The organism is Gelidimonas denitrificans, from assembly GCF_055694065.1.
In genome coordinates this window covers 1,574,603-1,593,803 of sequence record NZ_CM146350.1, presented here as the reverse complement: position 1 = coordinate 1,593,803, position 19,201 = coordinate 1,574,603, and the positions used below count along the sequence as shown (strand labels likewise).

The window sequence follows — 19,201 nt, the reverse complement described above, 5'->3', positions numbered from 1 at the left end:
GAGCACATTCACGCAAGACATCCGGATTGTGGCAAGGCAAGCAAATTCATTCGCAAACGCCAATACTGATCCAAGTAGGAATATCAGTGAAAATTATCTATGAAGCCAACATTTAAGGATTCCACAATGCAACATGCACGACGTCATTTCTGTTCCTTGCTTGCCGGACTAACATTTTGCGGCGTACTCGGCGCAGCACACGCTGCCGACGCGCCTCAGGTTTCCCTGAAGACCAGCATGGGTGAAATCGTACTCGAACTTTATCCGGAAAAAGCGCCGAAATCTGTTGCCAATTTTTTGCAATATGTCAAAAACGGCCACTATAACGGCACTATCTTTCACCGCGTAATCGAAGATTTCATGATTCAGGGTGGTGGTTTTGATCAAAAATTGCAGCAGAAGCCCACTGGCGCACCGATAGAAAATGAAGCCAAAAATGGCCTCAAGAACGTGACCTACAGCATCGCAATGGCCCGTACCGGCGCACCACATTCTGCCACCGCACAGTTTTTCATTAACACCAACAATAACCGGCCGCTGGATTATCCGAGTCAGGACGGCTGGGGTTACGCTGTCTTCGGCAAGGTCATTAAAGGCACCGAAATAGTCGACAAGATAAAAACGGTTTCTGTTTCAGATCAGGGCATGCATCAACATGTACCGGTTAAGGCCATCGTGATTGAGTCGGCTACGCTCATCCGTTAAATTATAAAAACCAGCAAAAAATCACGCGTCACCCCATATAAAAAGGATTTTTATGGCAGTCATTCTCACCACCAACCACGGCAATATAAAACTTGCGCTGGATGCTGAAAAAGCACCAAAAACAGTTGAAAATTTCCTCAAGTATGTCCGTTCCGGGCATTACGACGGCACCATTTTCCATCGCGTAATTGATGGCTTCATGATTCAAGGCGGTGGATTCGAGCCGGGTCTGAAACAAAAACCTGCGAACGATTGCGTTGAGAATGAAGCCAAAAATGGCCTCAAGAATGCGCAATACAGTGTTGCCATGGCGCGCACCTCGGACCCCCACTCTGCATCGGCACAATTTTTCATCAACCTCAAGGCAAATGATTTTCTCGACTGCCCCGGACAAGATGGATGGGGTTACTGCGTATTCGGCAAGGTAGTTGAAGGCATGGATGTTGTAGACAAGATCAAGTCGGTCAAAACCACCCGTGCGGCAGGCGGACATGCCGACGTCCCGGTTGAAGACGTGATCATTGAAAAAGTAGAGATTGTTTAAGCACCTGATAACGTCCGGTTTTTGTCTGCAACCAATTTTATGACGACGGTCTCTTCAATAGCGCAACCGGCGACGGTTGCGCTATTTATTTCCGATTTGCACCTAAGCGAGTCGCAGCCTCGTACTACTCAGGCATTTTTCGATTTCCTGCAGCAACGGGCTAGTCAGGCGCAAGAGCTATACATACTGGGAGACTTGTTTGAATACTGGGCTGGCGATGATGACTTGGGTAATCCGTATAACAAAAGCGTAATCGATGCGCTACGATTGCTCAACGATACAGGCGTTAAGATATTCTGGATTGCCGGCAACCGCGATTTCCTGGTTGGCGCTGCATTTGTACAGGCGACTGGTTTGAGGTTGCTGCCAGACCCGTTTATTGCCAGCATCGGTAACCATCGCATCACGCTAACCCATGGCGATGCGCAGTGTACTGATGACACTGCCTACATGGTATTCCGTCAGCAAGTCAGGCAAGCGCAATGGCAAGCGACCTTTCTGTCACTACCGTTGTCACAGCGCAAGACAATCATTGCCGGTTTGCGCAATGACAGCCGTCAGGCAAAAAGTACAAAATCGTACGACATCATGGATGTCAATGCCTTGGCGATTGATGATTTATTTGATAAGACCGGCACAGCCATCATGATTCATGGCCACACGCACCGCCCTGCCCGCCACGAATCTGCCAGTGGTGGCAAGCAACGTGTCAGATATGTGCTGCCCGATTGGGATCTTGATACGAAGGCACCGCGCGGAGGCTGGATTGCAATCGATGCAAACGGAGCAATCAAACGCTGCGATATTGCCGGACATGAAATATTATAGCCACAATCACAATATAAAAAATAGGGAGTATGCCTAAAAATTCTTATATTTCCGCATATATATAAAGAAGATTTAAAAAATACTATGGGATGTATAAGAAATTATCAGCTCTATTCGCGTTAGACGTTGGTGCATAAATAATCCCGGGAAAAGTTGAATATTTTGCTTCACTCTATAGCAACGCCTAACGCGAATAGAGTCGAATTATCAGCATAAGATGCCAACTATCCTGCATCAATCAAATTGTTTCCTGAAAGTTTCAAACTGCTCGGTCAGCCAGTCGACCTCACGACGCAGCCTTACCACCTCTTCCTCCAGCTGACCAACACGGTCATGCCGTGATGACTCTATGATCACACTGCCCGAGACAAAACCAGCCGCCGTTTCCTGACGCGTCAATACGTCATCCCCGGACAACAAATGTGCATAACGGGATTCTTTGGTACCGGGCGCTTTAGGCAGACAGACGACCAAAGGCGGGTATTTATCCATCAGGAACTGCAATCCGGACTCCACTTCGGCAATCGAGGAAAAGTCATGCTGCCGCACGCTGCGGGCGCGGATTTCACCGGCGGTTTGAATTCCGCGCAACATCAGCTGCGTAAGGATTGCCAGCTTGTCCTGCTCCAGCAGCCATACCATGCGCAAGCGATGTTCATATTTCGACACCCGCGCACCGGCTTGGCGTACCTCTGCCACAAATTTTCTTTGCATCAGGCGCTGCAGGATATCTTGTACTGTGCTCTCGGAAATCGACATTACCGGATCGCGGCTCGAGAGTTGATTGCAGCCATTGACTAGCGCATTGAGCGATAACGGGTAATTATCTGGTGTCAGCGCCTCTTTTTCAGCCAGAACAGCCAATACTCTGATTTCAAAAACATCCAGCAAATGGCGGGTGTCAGGATTTTTTTCGACCGTACCGTCGGTATTCAATTGTGTATCCAATTTACCACCCTCATTCCACAAGTTTGTTCATTTGGTCAGGATTGAATTTTTCTGAATCGGGAGCACTATCGCATGCGATTCCGGCGGACTTCAGCGCTACCATCATCTTCTCGATCTGGTGCTCTTGCGCTGCTGCATTGTTAATCAATCCATGCAGCGCCTTGGATAGAGGGTCATCCCCATTCGGCGTAACGCCATAAGCCGCAAACATGCGCGCCGCAGATTCTTCCCTGGATTCCGGCGCACTTTTTTGAATGATACGCGCAGGGTTGCCAACCGCCGTTGCACCCGCCGGTACGGCTTTTACTACGACGGCATTGGAACCTACCTTGGCATTCTCGCCCACAGTAAAATTGCCCAGGACTTGCGCGCCGGCGCCAATAATGGCGCCCCGTTCAAGGGTTGGATGGCGCTTGACGCCCTTGTATAAGGACGTCCCACCCAGCGTTACTCCTTGATAAATTGTGCAATCGTCACCGATTTCGGCCGTTTCACCGATCACCACACCAAAGCCGTGATCGATGAAAACACGGCGCCCGATAATGGCTCCGGGGTGAATTTCGATACCGGTCAGAATGCGTGCGATATGCGAAATGAAGCGTCCCAGCCATTTCAGATTATGCGTCCAACACCAGCGCGCCCAGCCATGTGCGACGATTGCATGCAGGCCCGGATAGCATGTCAAAACTTCCCATGTATTGCGCGCCGCTGGGTCGCGCGCAATGATATTGCGAATATCTTCTCGAAGGCTGCTAAACATAAAAATAGGAATAAGTAGGCTAAAACGCGATGTTAACGTTTAAGGGGAAGATTTGCCGAAGCGTCAGATGGAGCGTTCGCAAACGCAAGGCTGAATGCCTCTGGTTCAACAAGGCCCGAATTGAATTCAGACCCTGTTTCGAAGCTTAGGCTGTAGCGATTCGTTGGCGCCGCGCTTCGTAAAGGCAAATGCCTGAAGCGACCGAGACATTCAGGCTCTCTACGGAACCAAACATCGGCACGCTCACCAGCACGTCACATGTCTCGCGCGTCAAGCGACGCATGCCCTCTCCTTCTGACCCCATCACAAGTGCTGCGGGACCGGAGAAATCTCCCTGGTAAATGGTTTTTTCTGCATCCTCAGTGGTGCCGATTAGCCAAATATCACGTTCTTTAAGATCCCGCATGGTGCGGGCCAAATTGGTCACTGTAATGTAAGGTACCGTTTCTGCCGCACCGCTGGCCACTTTGGCCGCGGTAGCATTGAGCCCAACCGCACGGTCCTTGGGCGCGATAACTGCATGAGCACCAGCGCCATCCGCCACCCGTAAACAAGCGCCCAGATTGTGCGGATCAGTAATACCGTCCAATATCAAGAGCAAAGGCGGCCCGACGATTGCGTCAAGTAGTTCATCCAGATTGCGCGCTAAGGAAAGTTCGCCGGCCTTGGCCACTACACCCTGGTGCCGGCGCGTACCGACGATGTTGCTTAAACGTTGATCATCGGCCTGAATAATGCGCACCTTGACAGCTTCAGCGGCGCGGATCAGTTCCTGCATGCGCCTGTCGTGGCGAGCAGAGTCAATATAAATTTCCTCAACCGATGAGGCGTCATGTCGCAAACGTGCTGTAACGGCATGAAATCCGAAAATAATTTTACTCTTCATTGTTATCGTTTCTTTTTGGCTGCTTTAGGGGCTGTTTTTGGTGAGCGCGCTTTTATAGGTGCTGCCGCATGCTTGACGGATTTTGATTTAGACGTTTGTTCTGGTCCGGCCAGCGCCTTGTTTTTGTCTAAATTAGTCTTATTTTTCTTGCCAGTGGGCGCTTTTGCGATTGCGCGGCGTGCAGGTTCCTTAGCTGAATTTTCCGCAGCAAGTTCACTCACAAGGCGCAAATCAATCTTACGTGCATCAATATCGACACGACTGATCTGCACGGTTACACGATCGGTTAATTGATACCGCTTGCCGGTACGCTCGCCGCGTAATTCGTGTCGTGCCTCATCGTATTTGAAGTAATCCGTACCCAGCTCAGTGATGTGCACCAAACCTTCAATAAAAAGTGAGTCTAACTGCACAAAAATACCAAAGGTCGTCACCCCGGAAATTGTGCCGGTAAATTCTTCGCCTAGCTTATCCCGCATGAAATAGCATTTCAGCCAGGCTTCGACATCACGCGACGCCTCATCTGCACGACGTTCATTTGCGGAGCAATGAACGCCCAGCGCATCCCAGATCGTTAGATTGGCTTCTGGCTTCATTTTGCCCTGTGCCTTATCCTTAACCTGCTGACGCCGGGTGGATGTAGACAGGGTCGTGTTCAGCAGACTGGCATCAATCCCTTTAGGCTCATATCGTTTTCCCTGAATGATTGCCTTGATCGCACGATGCGTCAACAGATCCGGGTAACGGCGTATGGGGCTAGTGAAGTGGGCATAAGCCTCATAGGCCAAACCAAAATGTCCGATATTGTCAGGACTATAGACAGCTTGTTGCATTGAACGCAATAACATCGTTTGCAACAAAGCAGCATCCGGGCGTAGCTTGATCTTATTCATCAAATCGGAATAATCACCGGACGAAGGGCAGTCACCGCCGTCTAAGGACAGACCCGCCTGCTTGAGAAACGTCCTAAGTTGATTCAGTTTTTCTTCTGTGGGTCCAGCATGAATACGGTACGTGCCAGCATGTTTATGCCGTTGCAATAAATCGGCAGCACAAACATTTGCTGCCAGCATACATTCTTCAATGATCTTGTGAGCATCATTTCGAGTGCGCGGAATGATTTTTTCAATTTTTCCCGCCGGATTACATACTATATAGGTTTCAGTAGTTTCAAAGTCGATGGCACCACGCGCTTTACGCGCCTGCAATAAAGCGTGGTAAATAGCATTCAGGTTCGACAGGTGCGGCACCAACGACTGGCGCTTGGAAGCTGCCAAGCCATTGCTATCAGCAAGAATTTCGGCTACTTCCGTATAAGTAAATCGCGCCGCGGAATGTATGACTGCAGGATAAAATTGATATGCCTTTATTTCACCTTGGGCGCTGACCGCTAGATCACACACCAGTGTCAATCGATCTACATCTGGATTCAGTGAGCAAAGGCCATTCGATAATTTTTCAGGCAGCATCGGTATGACGCGTCGTGGAAAATAAACTGAAGTACTGCGCTCCAGTGCATCCTTATCCAGCGCATCATTTGGTTTTACGTAATGACTGACATCGGCGATAGCAACGATTAAACGAAAGCCATTGCTGCGGCCTATCTTGACAGGCTCACAATAAACGGCATCATCGAAATCCCGTGCATCTTCGCCATCAATGGTAACCAATGGTATATCGCGTAAATCTATTCGGTCCGCAAAATCTACTGCCAGCACCTCAGCCGGAAGTTTGGCTGCCAATTTGGAGGCAGCCTCAGAAAATACATGCGGCACACCATACTTTCGCACGGCGATCTCGATTTCCATCCCTGGATCGTCAATATCACCCAACACTTCCATTATCTTGCCTGCTGGCTGAGAATAACGGGATGGCTGTTCGGTTAATTTTACATTAACAATTTGGCCGGATTTTGCCTTGCCTAACGAACCGGTGAGTAAAATATCCTGCCCGATGCGCTGGTCTTCCGGCACCACAATCCAGACACCATTTTCATTCAATAAACGTCCGATGATATAGTTGTTGGACCTTTCAACTACCTCAACGATACTACCCTCAGGACGGCCGCGCCGATCGGTGCCAACAACTCTTGCCTGAACACGATCACCATTTAATACTTTCTGCATCTCTTTTTCGGAAAGAAAAATATCTGCACTGCCATCTTCAGGAATCAAAAATCCATAGCCGTCGCGATGACCGCTGACCCTACCTAAAATAAAACTGGTTTGATTTGCCAATTGATAACAACCGTTATGGTCGGGTTTGATCTGCCCATCACGATCCATCGCTTTCAAGCGTCGAATCAAACCATCAATTTCATCTGGTTTAACATTAAGCGACAGCGCTATAGATTGCGCATCCAAGGGTACGCTGGTTGAACGTAGAACGCCGAGAATGTCTTCTCGGCTAGGAATAATGTAGGGGAATTGGCTCAAAGGATCTGTAAGTAAGTTTTAGTAACAATATGTAGTAGTGTAACGGAGGTAGGGAAATTGTCCTAACCAGTGAAGCCTGAAGAAACTACATGATTAGAGATGTTGACTTTTTGCATTTTTGCTTTATAATTTCATTCTTTCGCAGCAAGTCAATATTAAGAATGTCTGTAAAGTGTATATACTAGCAGATGAAACTTAATATAGATTAAGTTTTATTTATATAGATCGAGAAGCAAAAGTATAATATATTTTATCTTGCGTTAAACAAGATAATAACGGTTGCAGTGCCCACGTGGCGGAATTGGTAGACGCGCATGGTTCAGGTCCATGTGCCTTTGGGTGTGGGGGTTCGAGTCCCTCCGTGGGCACCAAAAGATTAAAAACCATTGAGAATTCAATGGTTTTTTTTCGCCTAAAATAATGAAGCCTTTGCAGATTTTTTGTTTCTGCAATCTCAATAATAGATACTAAGGACTATATTTTTTATGAGATATCTGTGTGTCTGTTACGTCCACGTCCATCATTATCTTCAGAAAACACGATTTTTATGTCACAAACCAATAAACCATCAGTTACCTGATGGTTTATTGGTTCTGTATTAGTGATCACATTTTTCAAGAAGAGGCGCTCAATTGCTCTCGCCTTTCTTTAACCAGGCCGAAAGTTGATAAGGTCGCAAACCATCATAGTCCTCAAAAGGCTGATGTATCCAGGGATTTGTTTCTAGATAATCAAGATAAAAATCTGGTCGTATTGATGAGCATGCTTTACACCAAATTACCGCTGACTTAACTTCTGTAACCAATGATAAATTTTGCTGGAGGTGGTGTTGGACACGTTCAAGAGTAACGCCCGAATCCACTAGATCATCGACAACCAAAACCTTACCAGTAAGCGCACCTTTTGCCATGGTGATGTATTTTGCAATATCTAACTCTCCACGCAGAGTCCCAGATTCATCGCGATATGAACTCGTCGAAAGAATAGCCAAAGGAACATCAAAAATACGGGAAAAAATATCTCCAGGCCGCAATCCGCCGCGCGCCAAGCAAAGTATCTGATCAAATTTCCAGCCTGATTCATGCACGATCTGTGCCAATTTTAAAATAGAACGATGGTAACCCTCCCACGACACCCAAAGGTCTGTCTCAGTATTAAGCGCCATGTATGCATCCTTTTATTATTTAAATGGGTGTCGAAGTACGATAGTCTCTTCACGGTCGGGACCTGTAGATACCATATCGATAGGAACACCAACCAGTTCTTCTATCCTTTTAATATAACGACGAGCGTTTACAGGCAAAGCGTCTATAGACGTAGCGCCAACCGTCGATTCCTTCCAGCCTGGAATTTCTTCATAAATAGGCACACAGCGGGCAGCATCTTCTGCACCGACAGGGAAAATACCGATGGTTTTCCCATCAAGCTGATACCCTGTGCATAATCTAAGGGCATCAAGGCCATCCAAAACATCAAGCTTGGTTAGACACATACCAGAGATTCCATTGATTTGCATTGAACGACGCAATAATGCTGCATCAAACCAACCACACCGGCGCGCCCGCCCGGTGACCGTTCCAAATTCATGCCCTATCCGCGACAAATGCTCCCCGATACCTTGGTCAGTCGGCAACTCAGAAGGAAATGGCCCTGAGCCGACACGCGTAGTGTAAGCTTTAGTTATGCCAAGAATGTAATGAAGCATATTGGGGCCTACTCCTGCCCCTGCAGCTGCATTGCCGGCGACACAATTACTTGATGTAACGAAAGGATAGGTCCCATGATCGACATCCAACAAACTACCTTGCGCTCCCTCGAACAATAAATTTGCACCAGCTTTATATGCTGCATGAAGCGCACTTGATACATCTGCAACCATAGGAGCTAAACGCGGCACAGTTGAGAGCGCATCATCCAATGTCTTCTGGTAATCAATTGAATCAGCTTTCAGATACTGCGTTAATACAAAATTATGATAATCGAGGTTTTCGCGTAATTTTTCTGCAAAACGATTTTCGTTCATGAGATCAGCTACGCGAATTGCTCTGCGTGCGACTTTATCTTCGTAAGCCGGACCGATACCTTTGCCAGTTGTACCAATTTTGAAATTTCCGCGAGAAATTTCACGAGCCACATCTAAGGCAGTGTGATAAGGCAGAATAATGGGGCAAGCTTCAGATACCTTCAATCGCGAAGCGACTTCTACTCCAGCTACTTGTAACTTATCAATTTCACGCAATAAGTCTGGGACAGATAGCACCACACCATTACCAATATAACAAGCAACACCTGCCCGCATTATCCCTGAAGGAATAAGTTGTAAAGCTGTTTTTATTCCATTAATAACCAGCGTATGACCCGCATTATGTCCACCTTGAAACCGCACTACACCTTGTGCGTGATCTGTGAGCCAATCGACGATTTTACCCTTACCCTCGTCACCCCATTGAGTACCTACCACGACTACATTTTTCGCAATACTATTATTTTGTAACATCTCTTAACCTAATTTTTTGAGAATCCAGTTTCCGTTTTCAAATACTACAGCCTGATCGCAATCAAATTCACCTTGATCACTCTCATGTCCAGGCAGGGTCTGAATGACTATTTCTCCAGCCTTTCGCAATTCATTAATTTTTGCCTGCAATGAATAATCACCACTCCAAGGAGCAAGAATTGCCCGTGTTCGTTTAGCCATCGGTAACAATCTAGCCAATTCTCGTAAATCCATTGAAAATCCCGTAGCCGGCCGTGCTCTCCCAAATGCCTCACCAACATGATCATAACGACCGCCACGTGCTACTGCGTTCGGCAAACCGGGAATGTAAACTGCAAACATTATTCCACTATGATAGTGATACCCGCGTAAATCTGCTAAATCAATTGTGATATTGGTAGCACCTACTAGCGTGATTAAAGTATCAAGTTCGTCCAGAGCTTGCGATATGTTTGGTAAATTAGGTAGAACGCGGCGCGCCCGATTAATTACTGAAATATCTCCATAAAGAGTTGGCAAGGCCAGCAAGGCATTTCGCGTCACAGCAGAAAATTCTGTTGAAATTGACATCAATCCGGGCACATCCTTTGCCTCTAACAGCGCGAAAAGTTCTGCCTCATATTGGATAGCGCGTTCATCATTTTTTAAAAGTGCACGCAATACATTAACGTGACATAAATCAAGACGTACTTGTGTAATTCCCGCTAACTCAAGGGATGTTAAAACTAATTTTTGAATTTCGGCATCGGCTTCAAGTCCTGCATACCCATATATCTCAGCACCAATTTGCAAAGGTTCGCGCGTTGCATGCAGGCCAGACGGGCGGGTATGCAACACACTTCCTGCATAACACAGTCGAGTGACAGAGGCACGATTCAGTAAATGCGCGTCTATGCGTGCAACTTGAGTAGTAATATCAGCACGCACGCCCATTGTTCGACCTGATAACTGATCGACCAACTTGAAGGTGCGTAAATTCATCGCCTGACCAGCTCCGCTCAAAAGAGATTCGATATATTCCAATAAGGGCGGCATGACAAGCTCATAGCCGTACAGGCGAAAATTATCAAGCAGCAAGCGTCTTAATTCTTCGATTTTGCGTGCTTCTGATGGTAAAACATCAGCAATATATTCTGGAAGGAGCCAATTAGGCATAAAGGAAAGATACTTAAAAAAGAAAATGCGCGAGATTATTTATATCCCGCACAAAAAATAACAATCAGCCAACAAAAATATATGGGTCATATGCTTACAATAACATGATGCAATCCGATTTGGCTAACAGCCATCATGGTTTCAGTTTTACTTTTGTCCCATAAAACTTAAGCTGCTTGGATTCTTGAAATATTTAAAAAACTCAGAACTTGGATCCACAACCATTACATCACTACGACTTTTGAAGCTTGCACGGTATGCCTCAAGACTACGGTAGAATTTATAGAATTCAGGACTTTTACCGAATGCCTGAGCATAGATTTGTGACGCTTTCGCGTCGCCTGCACCCTTAATTTTTTCTGCATCACGATAAGCTTCAGCCAAAAGGACTGTACGTTGCCTGTCTGCATCAGCACGAATTTTTTCCGATTCAGCAGCACCCGTTGATCGCAACTGATTAGCTACCCGCGCACGCTCGGATTTCATTCGATCGTAAACTGAATTACTAATCTGCTCTACATAATCAACTCTTTTTAATCGCACATCAACAACTTCAACACCAATTTCCTTTGCTTCATTACCTACTTTTTTATGAATAGCATCCATAACTTTGCCGCGCTCTCCAGAAATGACCTCCCGTACAGTGCGCTTTGTGATTTCTTCATTTAGTGCCGCCTTAACAATCTGTGACATCCGGTCTTGCAAGCTACGTTCATCACCTCCGAAGCTAATAAAATATAACCTTGGGTCGATAATTCGCCACTTTACGAATGCATCCACAAGAATATTCTTTTTTTCTGCTGTTATGAAACGATCTGCGTCAGGGGTATCGAGTGTCAGAATCCTGTTGTCCATGAATAAAATGTTTTGAAACGGTGGCGGCAACTTGAAATATAGTCCAGGTTTTTTAATAACCTGCTTAACCTCTCCCAGAGCAAACACTATGGCGAATTGTCTCTGATCGACGACAAACAGCGTCGATGATAAAATCCAAAGAGAAATTAACCCGACAAAGACATAAGAGATTACGCGATTCATTATCGAGTCTCCTGAGTACGGGAATCACGTGATTCACGGCTACGAGAATCTTTCTGTTGAGCGTTTCCACTAGATTGCAAAGTATCTACAGTGGGACTAGTCGCTGTATTTGGAGCGCTAGTTGGATTAGAGGCAGAAAATCCACTCGCATTTGTTTGTCCAATTAATTTATCTAAAGGTAAGTAAAGCAGAGAATTACCATTTTTTACGTCCACCATTAACTTAGTTGTGCCAGTAAAAATCTGCTGCATAGTATCTAGATAAATACGGTCTCGTGTAACGGCCGGCGCTTTTTGGTATTCTGCATAAACCTGATTAAAACGAGATGCATCACCTAAGGCATTTGCCTCTACCCTAGACCTATATGCTTCAGCTTCTTCCATCAAACGTGAAACAGCACCACGAGCCTTCGGAATAACATCATTTGCATAGGCCTGCCCTTCATTTTTTTGTCTTACAAGATCTTGACCTGCTCTAACAGCATCATCAAATGAAGCCTGCACCTGTTCGGGCGGTTGCACACCCTGCATTGTTACATTTATAATCTGCGCCCCTGACTTATAACGATCAACGATATTTTGCATTAGCTGAGCAACGTCAAATGCAACTTTTTCTCGGCCTTCGTAAAGAACAAAATCCATCTTGTTCTTACCGACAATCTCGCGAATAGAAGTTTCAGCAACCTGTCTGATTAACTCCTCCTTATCGCGATTATTAAAAATCCAATCGGAGGCGTTCTTAAGTCGATACTGCACCGCGAACTGAATATCAATAATATTTTCATCTTCAGTTAGCATCAGCGCTTCTTTTGGCTGTTTATTTCTAACACTGGATCTATATCCCACTTCAACTGTACGTACCTGTGACACATTCACTATTTCATGACTTTGAATCGGAGTCGGCCAGCGCCAATTGAAGCCAGCAGGAGTCATGTTATTGTATTTTCCAAAAGTCATCACAACGCCTGTTTGACCCTCCTGAACAATAAAAAACCCACTCACCAACCACAAAAAAATCGCAATAGCGGCAATTATCCCTATCCCAATGCCGGTACCTTTGGCATCAGGTTTGAAGCCGTCACCATTAGAACTACCTCCATCATTTTTGCGGCCTAAAAAACGATTCAGTCGTTGATTAAAATCACGCCACAACTGGTCTAAATCCGGAGGTCCATTATTGGGATTTTTATCATTCTGCATATGATTTTTGTTTTCATCGCTACGAGAATTCCGACCCCATTTAGGGTCGTTGAGTGAAAATTTTAAACCAATTTTTTTCAGCAAAGATACAGGCATTGTTTCCAAATCCAGCGTTATAAATGAGTAAAGGCGCTTATTCGATTTTATTCAACATGAATATCACTTGATTGATTTATCGGTAAATATTCCTGCAGAACAGTCATACGCGACTTTGAAAAATCGCCAAGAGTATGCCGCAATAAATCGAGGCCAATACCCGCCTTAGCGCTAACAAAAACTTTCTGGATTTTACCATATTCATTCAACTCAACAGATTGCTGCAAGCCTATAACATCAATCTTATTCCAAACTAATATCTGCGGAATATGATCTGCGCCGATTTCTTTAAGGACCATATTGACTTGCTCGATCTGATCCATTCTCACTGGACTTGCTGCATCGACGACATGCAACAATAAATCTGCATTTACTGTCTCTTCTAAAGTTGCCTTAAATGCTGCAACTAATTGATGAGGTAGTTCACGGATGAAGCCAACGGTATCAGAAAGTACCGCATTGCCGGTATCGCCAAGATAAACTCGACGCGAAGTCGTGTCTAATGTCGCAAAAAGTTGATCCGCTACATAAGTGCCAGCATTGGTTAGCGCGTTGAATAAAGTAGACTTGCCCGCATTGGTATATCCTACCAATGATATCGAGAAAGTATTTCCCTTGCCCCGGGAGCGACGCTGTGTTTCACGCTGACGCTGTAACTTTTCGAGCCGCACACCAAGAGATTTAACTCTCTCGCCTATCAAACGACGATCTGTTTCCAACTGTGTTTCACCAGGCCCTCGCAATCCTATACCACCTTTTTGGCGCTCCAGATGCGTCCAACCGCGAATTAAACGAGTAGACAAATGCTGCAACTGGGCAAGTTCGACCTGCACTTTTCCTTCGTGACTTTTGGCACGTTGTGCAAAAATGTCGAGAATCAGGGTGGTTCTATCAACCACACGAACTTTTAATAATTTTTCAAGATTGCGTTGCTGAGCTGGTGTCAGGATATGATTGAAAATAACGATATCAATCTTATTTTCAGCCACAGCAAATGCGACTTCCTCTGCTTTACCGGAGCCTATAAATAAGGATGCATCCGGACGTGAACGTTTTCCCGTAATGACAACAACAGGATCAGCTCCAGCAGAAGTTGACAGCAAAGTTAGCTCTTCTAAACCTTCAGTAAAATCACTTTTACCAAAATCGATCCCAACTAACACTGCACGCATTGAAGTAGTCTCGCGTTAGGTTGTGGAGAGGAAAGGAATCATTGCTCTTCTTGTTCAATATTTAAGTTAACTGCACGTGCCGGCACAACAGTAGAGATTGCATGCTTATATACCATTTGTGTAACAGTATTACGCAGCAAAACAACATATTGATCAAAAGACTCAATGTGCCCCTGTAATTTAATGCCATTGACGAGATATATTGAAACAGGTACATGTTCTTTCCGCAAGGCATTGAGGAAGGGGTCTTGTAACAGTTGCCCTTTGTTGCTCATGACAGCTCCATTCTGTTGTTGTAATTAAGAGTTGGTGACGACTTGAAAATTATCAAGCGATACTGGCTAAAAGTTGTCAGTTTGAACGCATTAGCAAGTTGATTTTTCAGAGATACTACAATTTTAATTTCTGGCAAATGGATTCTTACTCGACCGGAATTCAATACGTAAAGGAGTTCCTGTAAGTGAGAAAGTTTCTCTGAAATGTTTTTCCAGATAACGTTTATAGTTATCTTCGACAAAATTGAGTGCATTTCCATGGATGATAACAATAGGTGGATTCTGACCACCTTGGTGGGCATATCTTAATTTTGGCCGAATTGATCCTTTGCGACGAGGTTGTTGATGCTCCACCGCCTCTATTAATGCCCGTGTCAATTTAGGAGTAGTCAAATCAGCCATAGCTGCAACATATGCCGCATCAATTGATTTCATCAAGGGGCTAATACCAGTCGACTTCAAAGCAGAAATAAAATGAAATTTAGCAAAAGACAAAAAACTCAATTTACGCTCTAAATCCATCTTGATTTCATCACGTTTATCAGATGTCAGACCATCCCATTTGTTAACACCAACGACTAAAGCTCGACCGGTTTCCAGCACAAAGCCGGCAATATGGGCATCTTGTTCAGATATATCCTGTTGCGCATCGAGCAACAGCAATACCACATTAGCTTCTGAAATTGACTGCAATGTTTTAACAACTGAAAATTTTTCAATTGCCTCGAAAACTTTTCCACGTCGCCGTATTCCAGCAGTATCAATCAATGTGTAATGTTTGCCTTCTCGCTCAAACGGAATTTCGATAGAATCCCGCGTAGTTCCAGGCATATCAAAGGCTATAACACGATCTTCTCCCAGCACGGTATTTACTAAAGTTGACTTACCCACGTTTGGCCGGCCAACAATTGCAATTTTAACCCCCCTCTGAGAAGTATCCTGCTCATCCTTCTCGCTAGGGTGCTGCGTGAATGCCAGGTTCAAGGATTCATCTACCAAATCCATCACACCATCACCGTGTGCTGCTGAAATAACATAAGGGTCGCCCAATCCAAGTTCATAGAACTCAGCGGCAACGGAGGTGTACTTCATACCCTCAGATTTATTCACAACTAACATGACCGATCTACCGGATTTTCGTAAAAAATCCGTTATGGTCTTGTCATGCGGAGTAAGCCCTTGGCGACCATCAACAATAAAAATAATGATATCGGCTTCCGCTACTGCCTGTTTAGTCTGTTTGGCCATCTGGTGCATGATGCCCTCTTTGGCCACAGGCTCAAATCCTCCTGTGTCAATCACCAAAAATGGCCGTTCTCCCAAGCGCCCTTCACCATAATGGCGATCTCGGGTGAGGCCAGGTAAGTCAGCTACCAGTGCATCTCGCGATCGTGTAAGACGGTTGAACAGCGTGGATTTGCCGACGTTAGGTCGGCCTACTAATGCAATTACCGGCTTCATCAAATTGTTACTCGGTCGCCAAAGCGACCACTGCCCCTGATTGGGTTTGAAAAATCAAATTCACGCCAGCAACAACTGGAGCGGATAGTATCGCACTCCCGTCAGTACCAACACGACCTAAAAACGCGCCATTTTCACGAGAAAGGAAATGTACATAACCTTGACCGTCTCCTACGACCACAGCGCGTCCAAATGATGTTGGGGTAGAAAGACGGCGATTCGCTAGTTTATCGTTACGCCACATATTCAATCCAGCATCACGTGTATACGCCGTCACCGCTCCACGCTCATCGGCAGCAAAAACAAAGCGCTCATCTATTCCTATCCCGACATCACTTGATAGCGTCCTAGCCCAACGCGCAGAACCTGTCGACTTATTAAAACACGCTACCCTACCTTGGTAAGCAACCGCACAGACATCTTCGCCCGCTATAACTGGTGCGCCGGAAATATCCGCTATGCGTTCAAGTTCTGTCGTGCCGCGTGGGTCTCCCACTGTAGCCTCCCAGCGCGCACCGCCGTTATTTAACTCCAAAGCTAACAGCTTGCCGCCGGGCATGCCAACGAAAACGATCGACCCGTCAATAATTATCCCTGGCGCTGTATGTAGGGTCAAAGAAGGAACCGCTCGTTGCGCAACCCAGCGACGCAATCCAGTCTCCACGTCCAATGCGATAATTCGATTATCGTGACTGCGGACGATTACAAGTTTCTGACCTACTGCGGGCACGGAGAGTACTTCGCTGGAAGTTTGCGCTTTCCAACGCAATTTTCCGTTGGAATCAAATGCTAAAATTGCACCTTTCTCGCCTGCTACCACGACTGTATTACCGTCGCTGCCAACACCAGCAGTTAATGACATCCCTGCTTTAATGCGCCAAACTAGATTGCCTGTGGCCGCATCCATACGTGCAATTGATCCATCTTCTGCAGCGACGAAAACATCATTACCTATAACAGCAGGGGAGAAATCAAACGCTCCCGCGCTACCTATTGCAGCTGACCAAGCCGGGTGAATCGATAATGTTGGCTGAAAATTTACTAACGCTGCTGGTTGATTTCTTGGCGCCACCTTGCTGGAGAAAGGGTTTAACGAAGAGCATCCAGACAACACAGCAACTATGCTGACAAACGCAAGCTTAACTGCAATTCGCATTATTTTCCCTAGTTTTTTTAACCTGCATCCTTAACTGACGAATTACCCAACGCATCCAGTTTCATTTGAATTAAGGGGCGTATCGGGCTATTTTGCTCTATTTTTTTCAGTGCTAATTCATAGGAGGAGCGCGCCATATTATTTTTATTTTGCGAAACAAGAATATCTCCCTTGCGATCGGCGACCAAACCAGAAAACTGTGTAGGGAAGCTTGTCTCTAATAGCTTTAATGCTTCTTCATATAATTTGGTATCTAACAAAAGACCAGAAAGTCGGAGCTTGGCGATAGCTTTGTATTCTTCCTCATTGCCATGGTCGATTGCCCATACCAATTGGGCTTTCGCAACTTTCATATCATTGGCATCAAATGCGCTTTTAGCCGCAGCAAGTGCGCTCATTTGTGCATAGGGAGTCTTACCGAACTTCGTTTGCAAGTCTTCTGCTGCACGCAGAATCTTTACATTATCTTTAACTGCAATCGATTTTTCCAACTCGTCATAGAGTAGAGATGCTTGTACCGACTGTTTACGCTGATAGTAATTCCATCCAGACCAGCCTGCATAAATAGCCATAACAAAAATGAGCAGCCAAGTCAGCAGGTTACCATATTGATTCCACCAAGCCTTGATTGAGGCTAGTTGCTCTTCTTCTTCGTGATCGTATGCCATGTGATGTATTGTTAGTGGTATTAGTGATGGTAGTGAATATGCTCGTGATCGTGCTCATCTTCGCCGACGACTTGATCAACCAGATAATCCACTACCGCATCGAATGCGACTCTAACCTGTTGTTGATCCGTTTCGACTACACGGAGCGCCTTGATTGCAGCTACCCCGCCATCTATTTCATCTTTGCCAATAATGACTGCGAAAGCCGCTCCGCTTGCGTCAGCACGTTTCATTTGCGATTTAAAACTGCTTGCAGAATTGGCAGATGCGCAATGTAACACAACATCCAAGCCAGCATCACGGATCCGTTCGGCTAGAACGAACGCCTGTAGCTGTGCATCGTCACCTTGGTGGAGAATATAAACATCGCAGTGGTTTGGTGGTAACAGTTCTCCGCTTGCCTTCATAAGTTCCAGAATGCGTTCAACACCTATTGCAAAGCCACACGCAGGTGTCGGCTTACCCCCGAATATCTCAACCAGGGGATCATATCGACCACCGCCACAGACCGTACCTTGCGCCCCAAGCTGGTCAGTCACCCACTCAAACACGGTACGATTATAGTAGTCCATGCCGCGCACTAATCGCGTGTTAATGGTGAACGGAATACTGTTATGACGGAGTATCTTTTGCACACCCTCGAAATGGGCGCGCGAATCATCTTCCAGATAATCCAGCAATTTTGGAGCTGCATTCACCAAAGCTTGCATCGCAGGATTCTTTGTATCGAGTATTCTTAACGGATTTAAATGCAAGCGTCTTTGCGCATCAGTATCAAGTAAATTCGCATTCTTTTCGAAATAAGTTACAAGGTCAACCCGATGTTTATTACGTTCATCCGCGTTCCCGATCGAATTCAGCTCCAACCTTATGCCTTGTAACCCGAGGTCATCCCAAAGGCGTTGACACAGCATGATGAGCTCTGCATCGATGTCGGGGCCAATAAATCCGAGAGCTTCAGCACCAATCTGATGAAACTGGCGATAGCGTCCACGTTGCGGCCTCTCATGGCGAAACATCGGACCTGCATACCACAAGCGTTTCGGACCATCGTACGTCAGGTTATGCTCCAACGCTGCCCGAACCACACTTGCAGTACATTCGGGACGTAGCGTCAGTTGGTCACCATTCATCGAGTCAGTAAAGGAATACATTTCTTTCTCGACTATGTCAGTCACATCTCCCAATCCGCGAGAAAACAAAGCGGTAGGCTCAACGATTGGAGTGCGAATCTGTTGAAAGCCATAACTCTTCAATACGGACTGCACCGTATTTTCAAACAATTCCCAGAGCGGGGCGTCGATTGGAAGGATGTCATTCATACCTTTCACACCAACAATTTTTTCGATTTTTTTATTTTCAGACATTCTATTTATAC

18 protein-coding genes and 1 tRNA gene are annotated in these 19,201 nt (G+C 45.7%); 4 read left to right on the top strand and 15 right to left on the bottom strand.

The genetic code is table 11. From position 1 onward, the window contains the following. The first annotated feature begins 126 nt into the window (after window positions 1-126). The 3 genes from FKCLFG_RS07410 to FKCLFG_RS07400 are packed head-to-tail and all read left to right on the top strand — an operon-like array spanning window position 127 to window position 2,077. Window positions 127-705, top strand: a complete 579-nt coding sequence (locus tag FKCLFG_RS07410; RefSeq protein ID WP_472615565.1) for a peptidylprolyl isomerase — start codon at window positions 127-129, stop codon at window positions 703-705. 52 nt (window positions 706-757) lie between these two features. Next, on the top strand, window positions 758-1,249 hold the full coding sequence (locus FKCLFG_RS07405) for a peptidylprolyl isomerase (protein ID WP_472615564.1): 492 nt from the start codon (window positions 758-760) through the stop codon (window positions 1,247-1,249). Between the two features lie 39 nt (window positions 1,250-1,288). Beyond that, complete coding sequence (locus FKCLFG_RS07400) at window positions 1,289-2,077, top strand: UDP-2,3-diacylglucosamine diphosphatase (RefSeq protein ID WP_472615563.1); 789 nt, start codon at window positions 1,289-1,291, stop codon at window positions 2,075-2,077. A gap of 234 nt (window positions 2,078-2,311) precedes the next feature. Here FKCLFG_RS07400 and FKCLFG_RS07395 read toward each other — a convergent pair whose 3' ends face one another. The 4 genes from FKCLFG_RS07395 to rnr all read right to left on the bottom strand — a co-directional run bounded on the left by FKCLFG_RS07395 (window position 2,312) and on the right by rnr (window position 7,106). Then, complete coding sequence (locus FKCLFG_RS07395; protein ID WP_472615818.1) at window positions 2,312-3,013, bottom strand: YceH family protein; 702 nt, start codon at window positions 3,011-3,013, stop codon at window positions 2,312-2,314. Window positions 3,014-3,035: 22 nt separating this feature from the next. After that, entirely contained in the window at window positions 3,036-3,785 is a 750-nt protein-coding gene (cysE, locus tag FKCLFG_RS07390; protein WP_472615562.1) for a serine O-acetyltransferase, read from the bottom strand. A 145-nt stretch (window positions 3,786-3,930) separates the two neighbouring features. Further along, window positions 3,931-4,671, bottom strand: a complete 741-nt coding sequence (gene rlmB / locus FKCLFG_RS07385) for a 23S rRNA (guanosine(2251)-2'-O)-methyltransferase RlmB (RefSeq protein WP_472615561.1) — start codon at window positions 4,669-4,671, stop codon at window positions 3,931-3,933. A 2-nt stretch (window positions 4,672-4,673) separates the two neighbouring features. Further along, window positions 4,674-7,106, bottom strand: coding sequence for a ribonuclease R (rnr, locus tag FKCLFG_RS07380; protein ID WP_472615560.1), 2,433 nt, complete (start codon window positions 7,104-7,106; stop codon window positions 4,674-4,676). Window positions 7,107-7,392: 286 nt separating this feature from the next. Here rnr and FKCLFG_RS07375 point away from each other — a divergent pair. Continuing rightward, window positions 7,393-7,477: transfer RNA gene (locus tag FKCLFG_RS07375), tRNA-Leu, on the top strand. A 257-nt stretch (window positions 7,478-7,734) separates the two neighbouring features. Here FKCLFG_RS07375 and FKCLFG_RS07370 read toward each other — a convergent pair. The 11 genes from FKCLFG_RS07370 to hisS form a co-directional block, all read right to left on the bottom strand. Next, a complete protein-coding gene (locus tag FKCLFG_RS07370) occupies window positions 7,735-8,271 on the bottom strand; it encodes a phosphoribosyltransferase (RefSeq protein WP_472615559.1) in 537 nt (178 codons plus the stop codon). Between the two features lie 15 nt (window positions 8,272-8,286). Beyond that, window positions 8,287-9,603 carry an adenylosuccinate synthase gene (locus FKCLFG_RS07365; protein WP_472615558.1) on the bottom strand — a complete coding sequence of 439 codons (1,317 nt, stop codon included), beginning with the start codon at window positions 9,601-9,603 and terminating at the stop codon, window positions 8,287-8,289. 3 nt (window positions 9,604-9,606) lie between these two features. Continuing rightward, the gene (locus FKCLFG_RS07360) at window positions 9,607-10,758 is read right to left on the bottom strand and encodes an ATP phosphoribosyltransferase regulatory subunit (protein ID WP_472615557.1); all 1,152 of its coding nucleotides are present in this window, start codon (window positions 10,756-10,758) and stop codon (window positions 9,607-9,609) included. Window positions 10,759-10,905: 147 nt separating this feature from the next. Beyond that, entirely contained in the window at window positions 10,906-11,796 is an 891-nt protein-coding gene (gene hflC, locus FKCLFG_RS07355) for a protease modulator HflC (protein WP_472615556.1), read from the bottom strand. Then, window positions 11,796-13,091, bottom strand: coding sequence for an FtsH protease activity modulator HflK (hflK, locus tag FKCLFG_RS07350; RefSeq protein ID WP_472615555.1), 1,296 nt, complete (start codon window positions 13,089-13,091; stop codon window positions 11,796-11,798). The genes hflC and hflK overlap by 1 nt, the downstream gene beginning before the upstream one ends. Window positions 13,092-13,138: 47 nt before the next feature. Beyond that, a complete protein-coding gene (gene hflX / locus FKCLFG_RS07345) occupies window positions 13,139-14,263 on the bottom strand; it encodes a GTPase HflX (RefSeq protein WP_472615554.1) in 1,125 nt (374 codons plus the stop codon). Window positions 14,264-14,301: 38 nt separating this feature from the next. Then, window positions 14,302-14,538 carry an RNA chaperone Hfq gene (gene hfq, locus FKCLFG_RS07340; RefSeq protein ID WP_025916438.1) on the bottom strand — a complete coding sequence of 79 codons (237 nt, stop codon included), beginning with the start codon at window positions 14,536-14,538 and terminating at the stop codon, window positions 14,302-14,304. A gap of 123 nt (window positions 14,539-14,661) precedes the next feature. Then, entirely contained in the window at window positions 14,662-15,999 is a 1,338-nt protein-coding gene (gene der / locus FKCLFG_RS07335) for a ribosome biogenesis GTPase Der (protein WP_472615553.1), read from the bottom strand. A gap of 7 nt (window positions 16,000-16,006) precedes the next feature. Then, the gene (bamB, locus tag FKCLFG_RS07330) at window positions 16,007-17,155 is read right to left on the bottom strand and encodes an outer membrane protein assembly factor BamB (protein ID WP_472615552.1); all 1,149 of its coding nucleotides are present in this window, start codon (window positions 17,153-17,155) and stop codon (window positions 16,007-16,009) included. A 17-nt stretch (window positions 17,156-17,172) separates the two neighbouring features. Then, a complete protein-coding gene (locus tag FKCLFG_RS07325) occupies window positions 17,173-17,823 on the bottom strand; it encodes a YfgM family protein (RefSeq protein WP_472615551.1) in 651 nt (216 codons plus the stop codon). A 20-nt stretch (window positions 17,824-17,843) separates the two neighbouring features. After that, complete coding sequence (gene hisS / locus FKCLFG_RS07320; protein ID WP_472615550.1) at window positions 17,844-19,190, bottom strand: histidine--tRNA ligase; 1,347 nt, start codon at window positions 19,188-19,190, stop codon at window positions 17,844-17,846. Window positions 19,191-19,201: the final 11 nt, after the last annotated feature.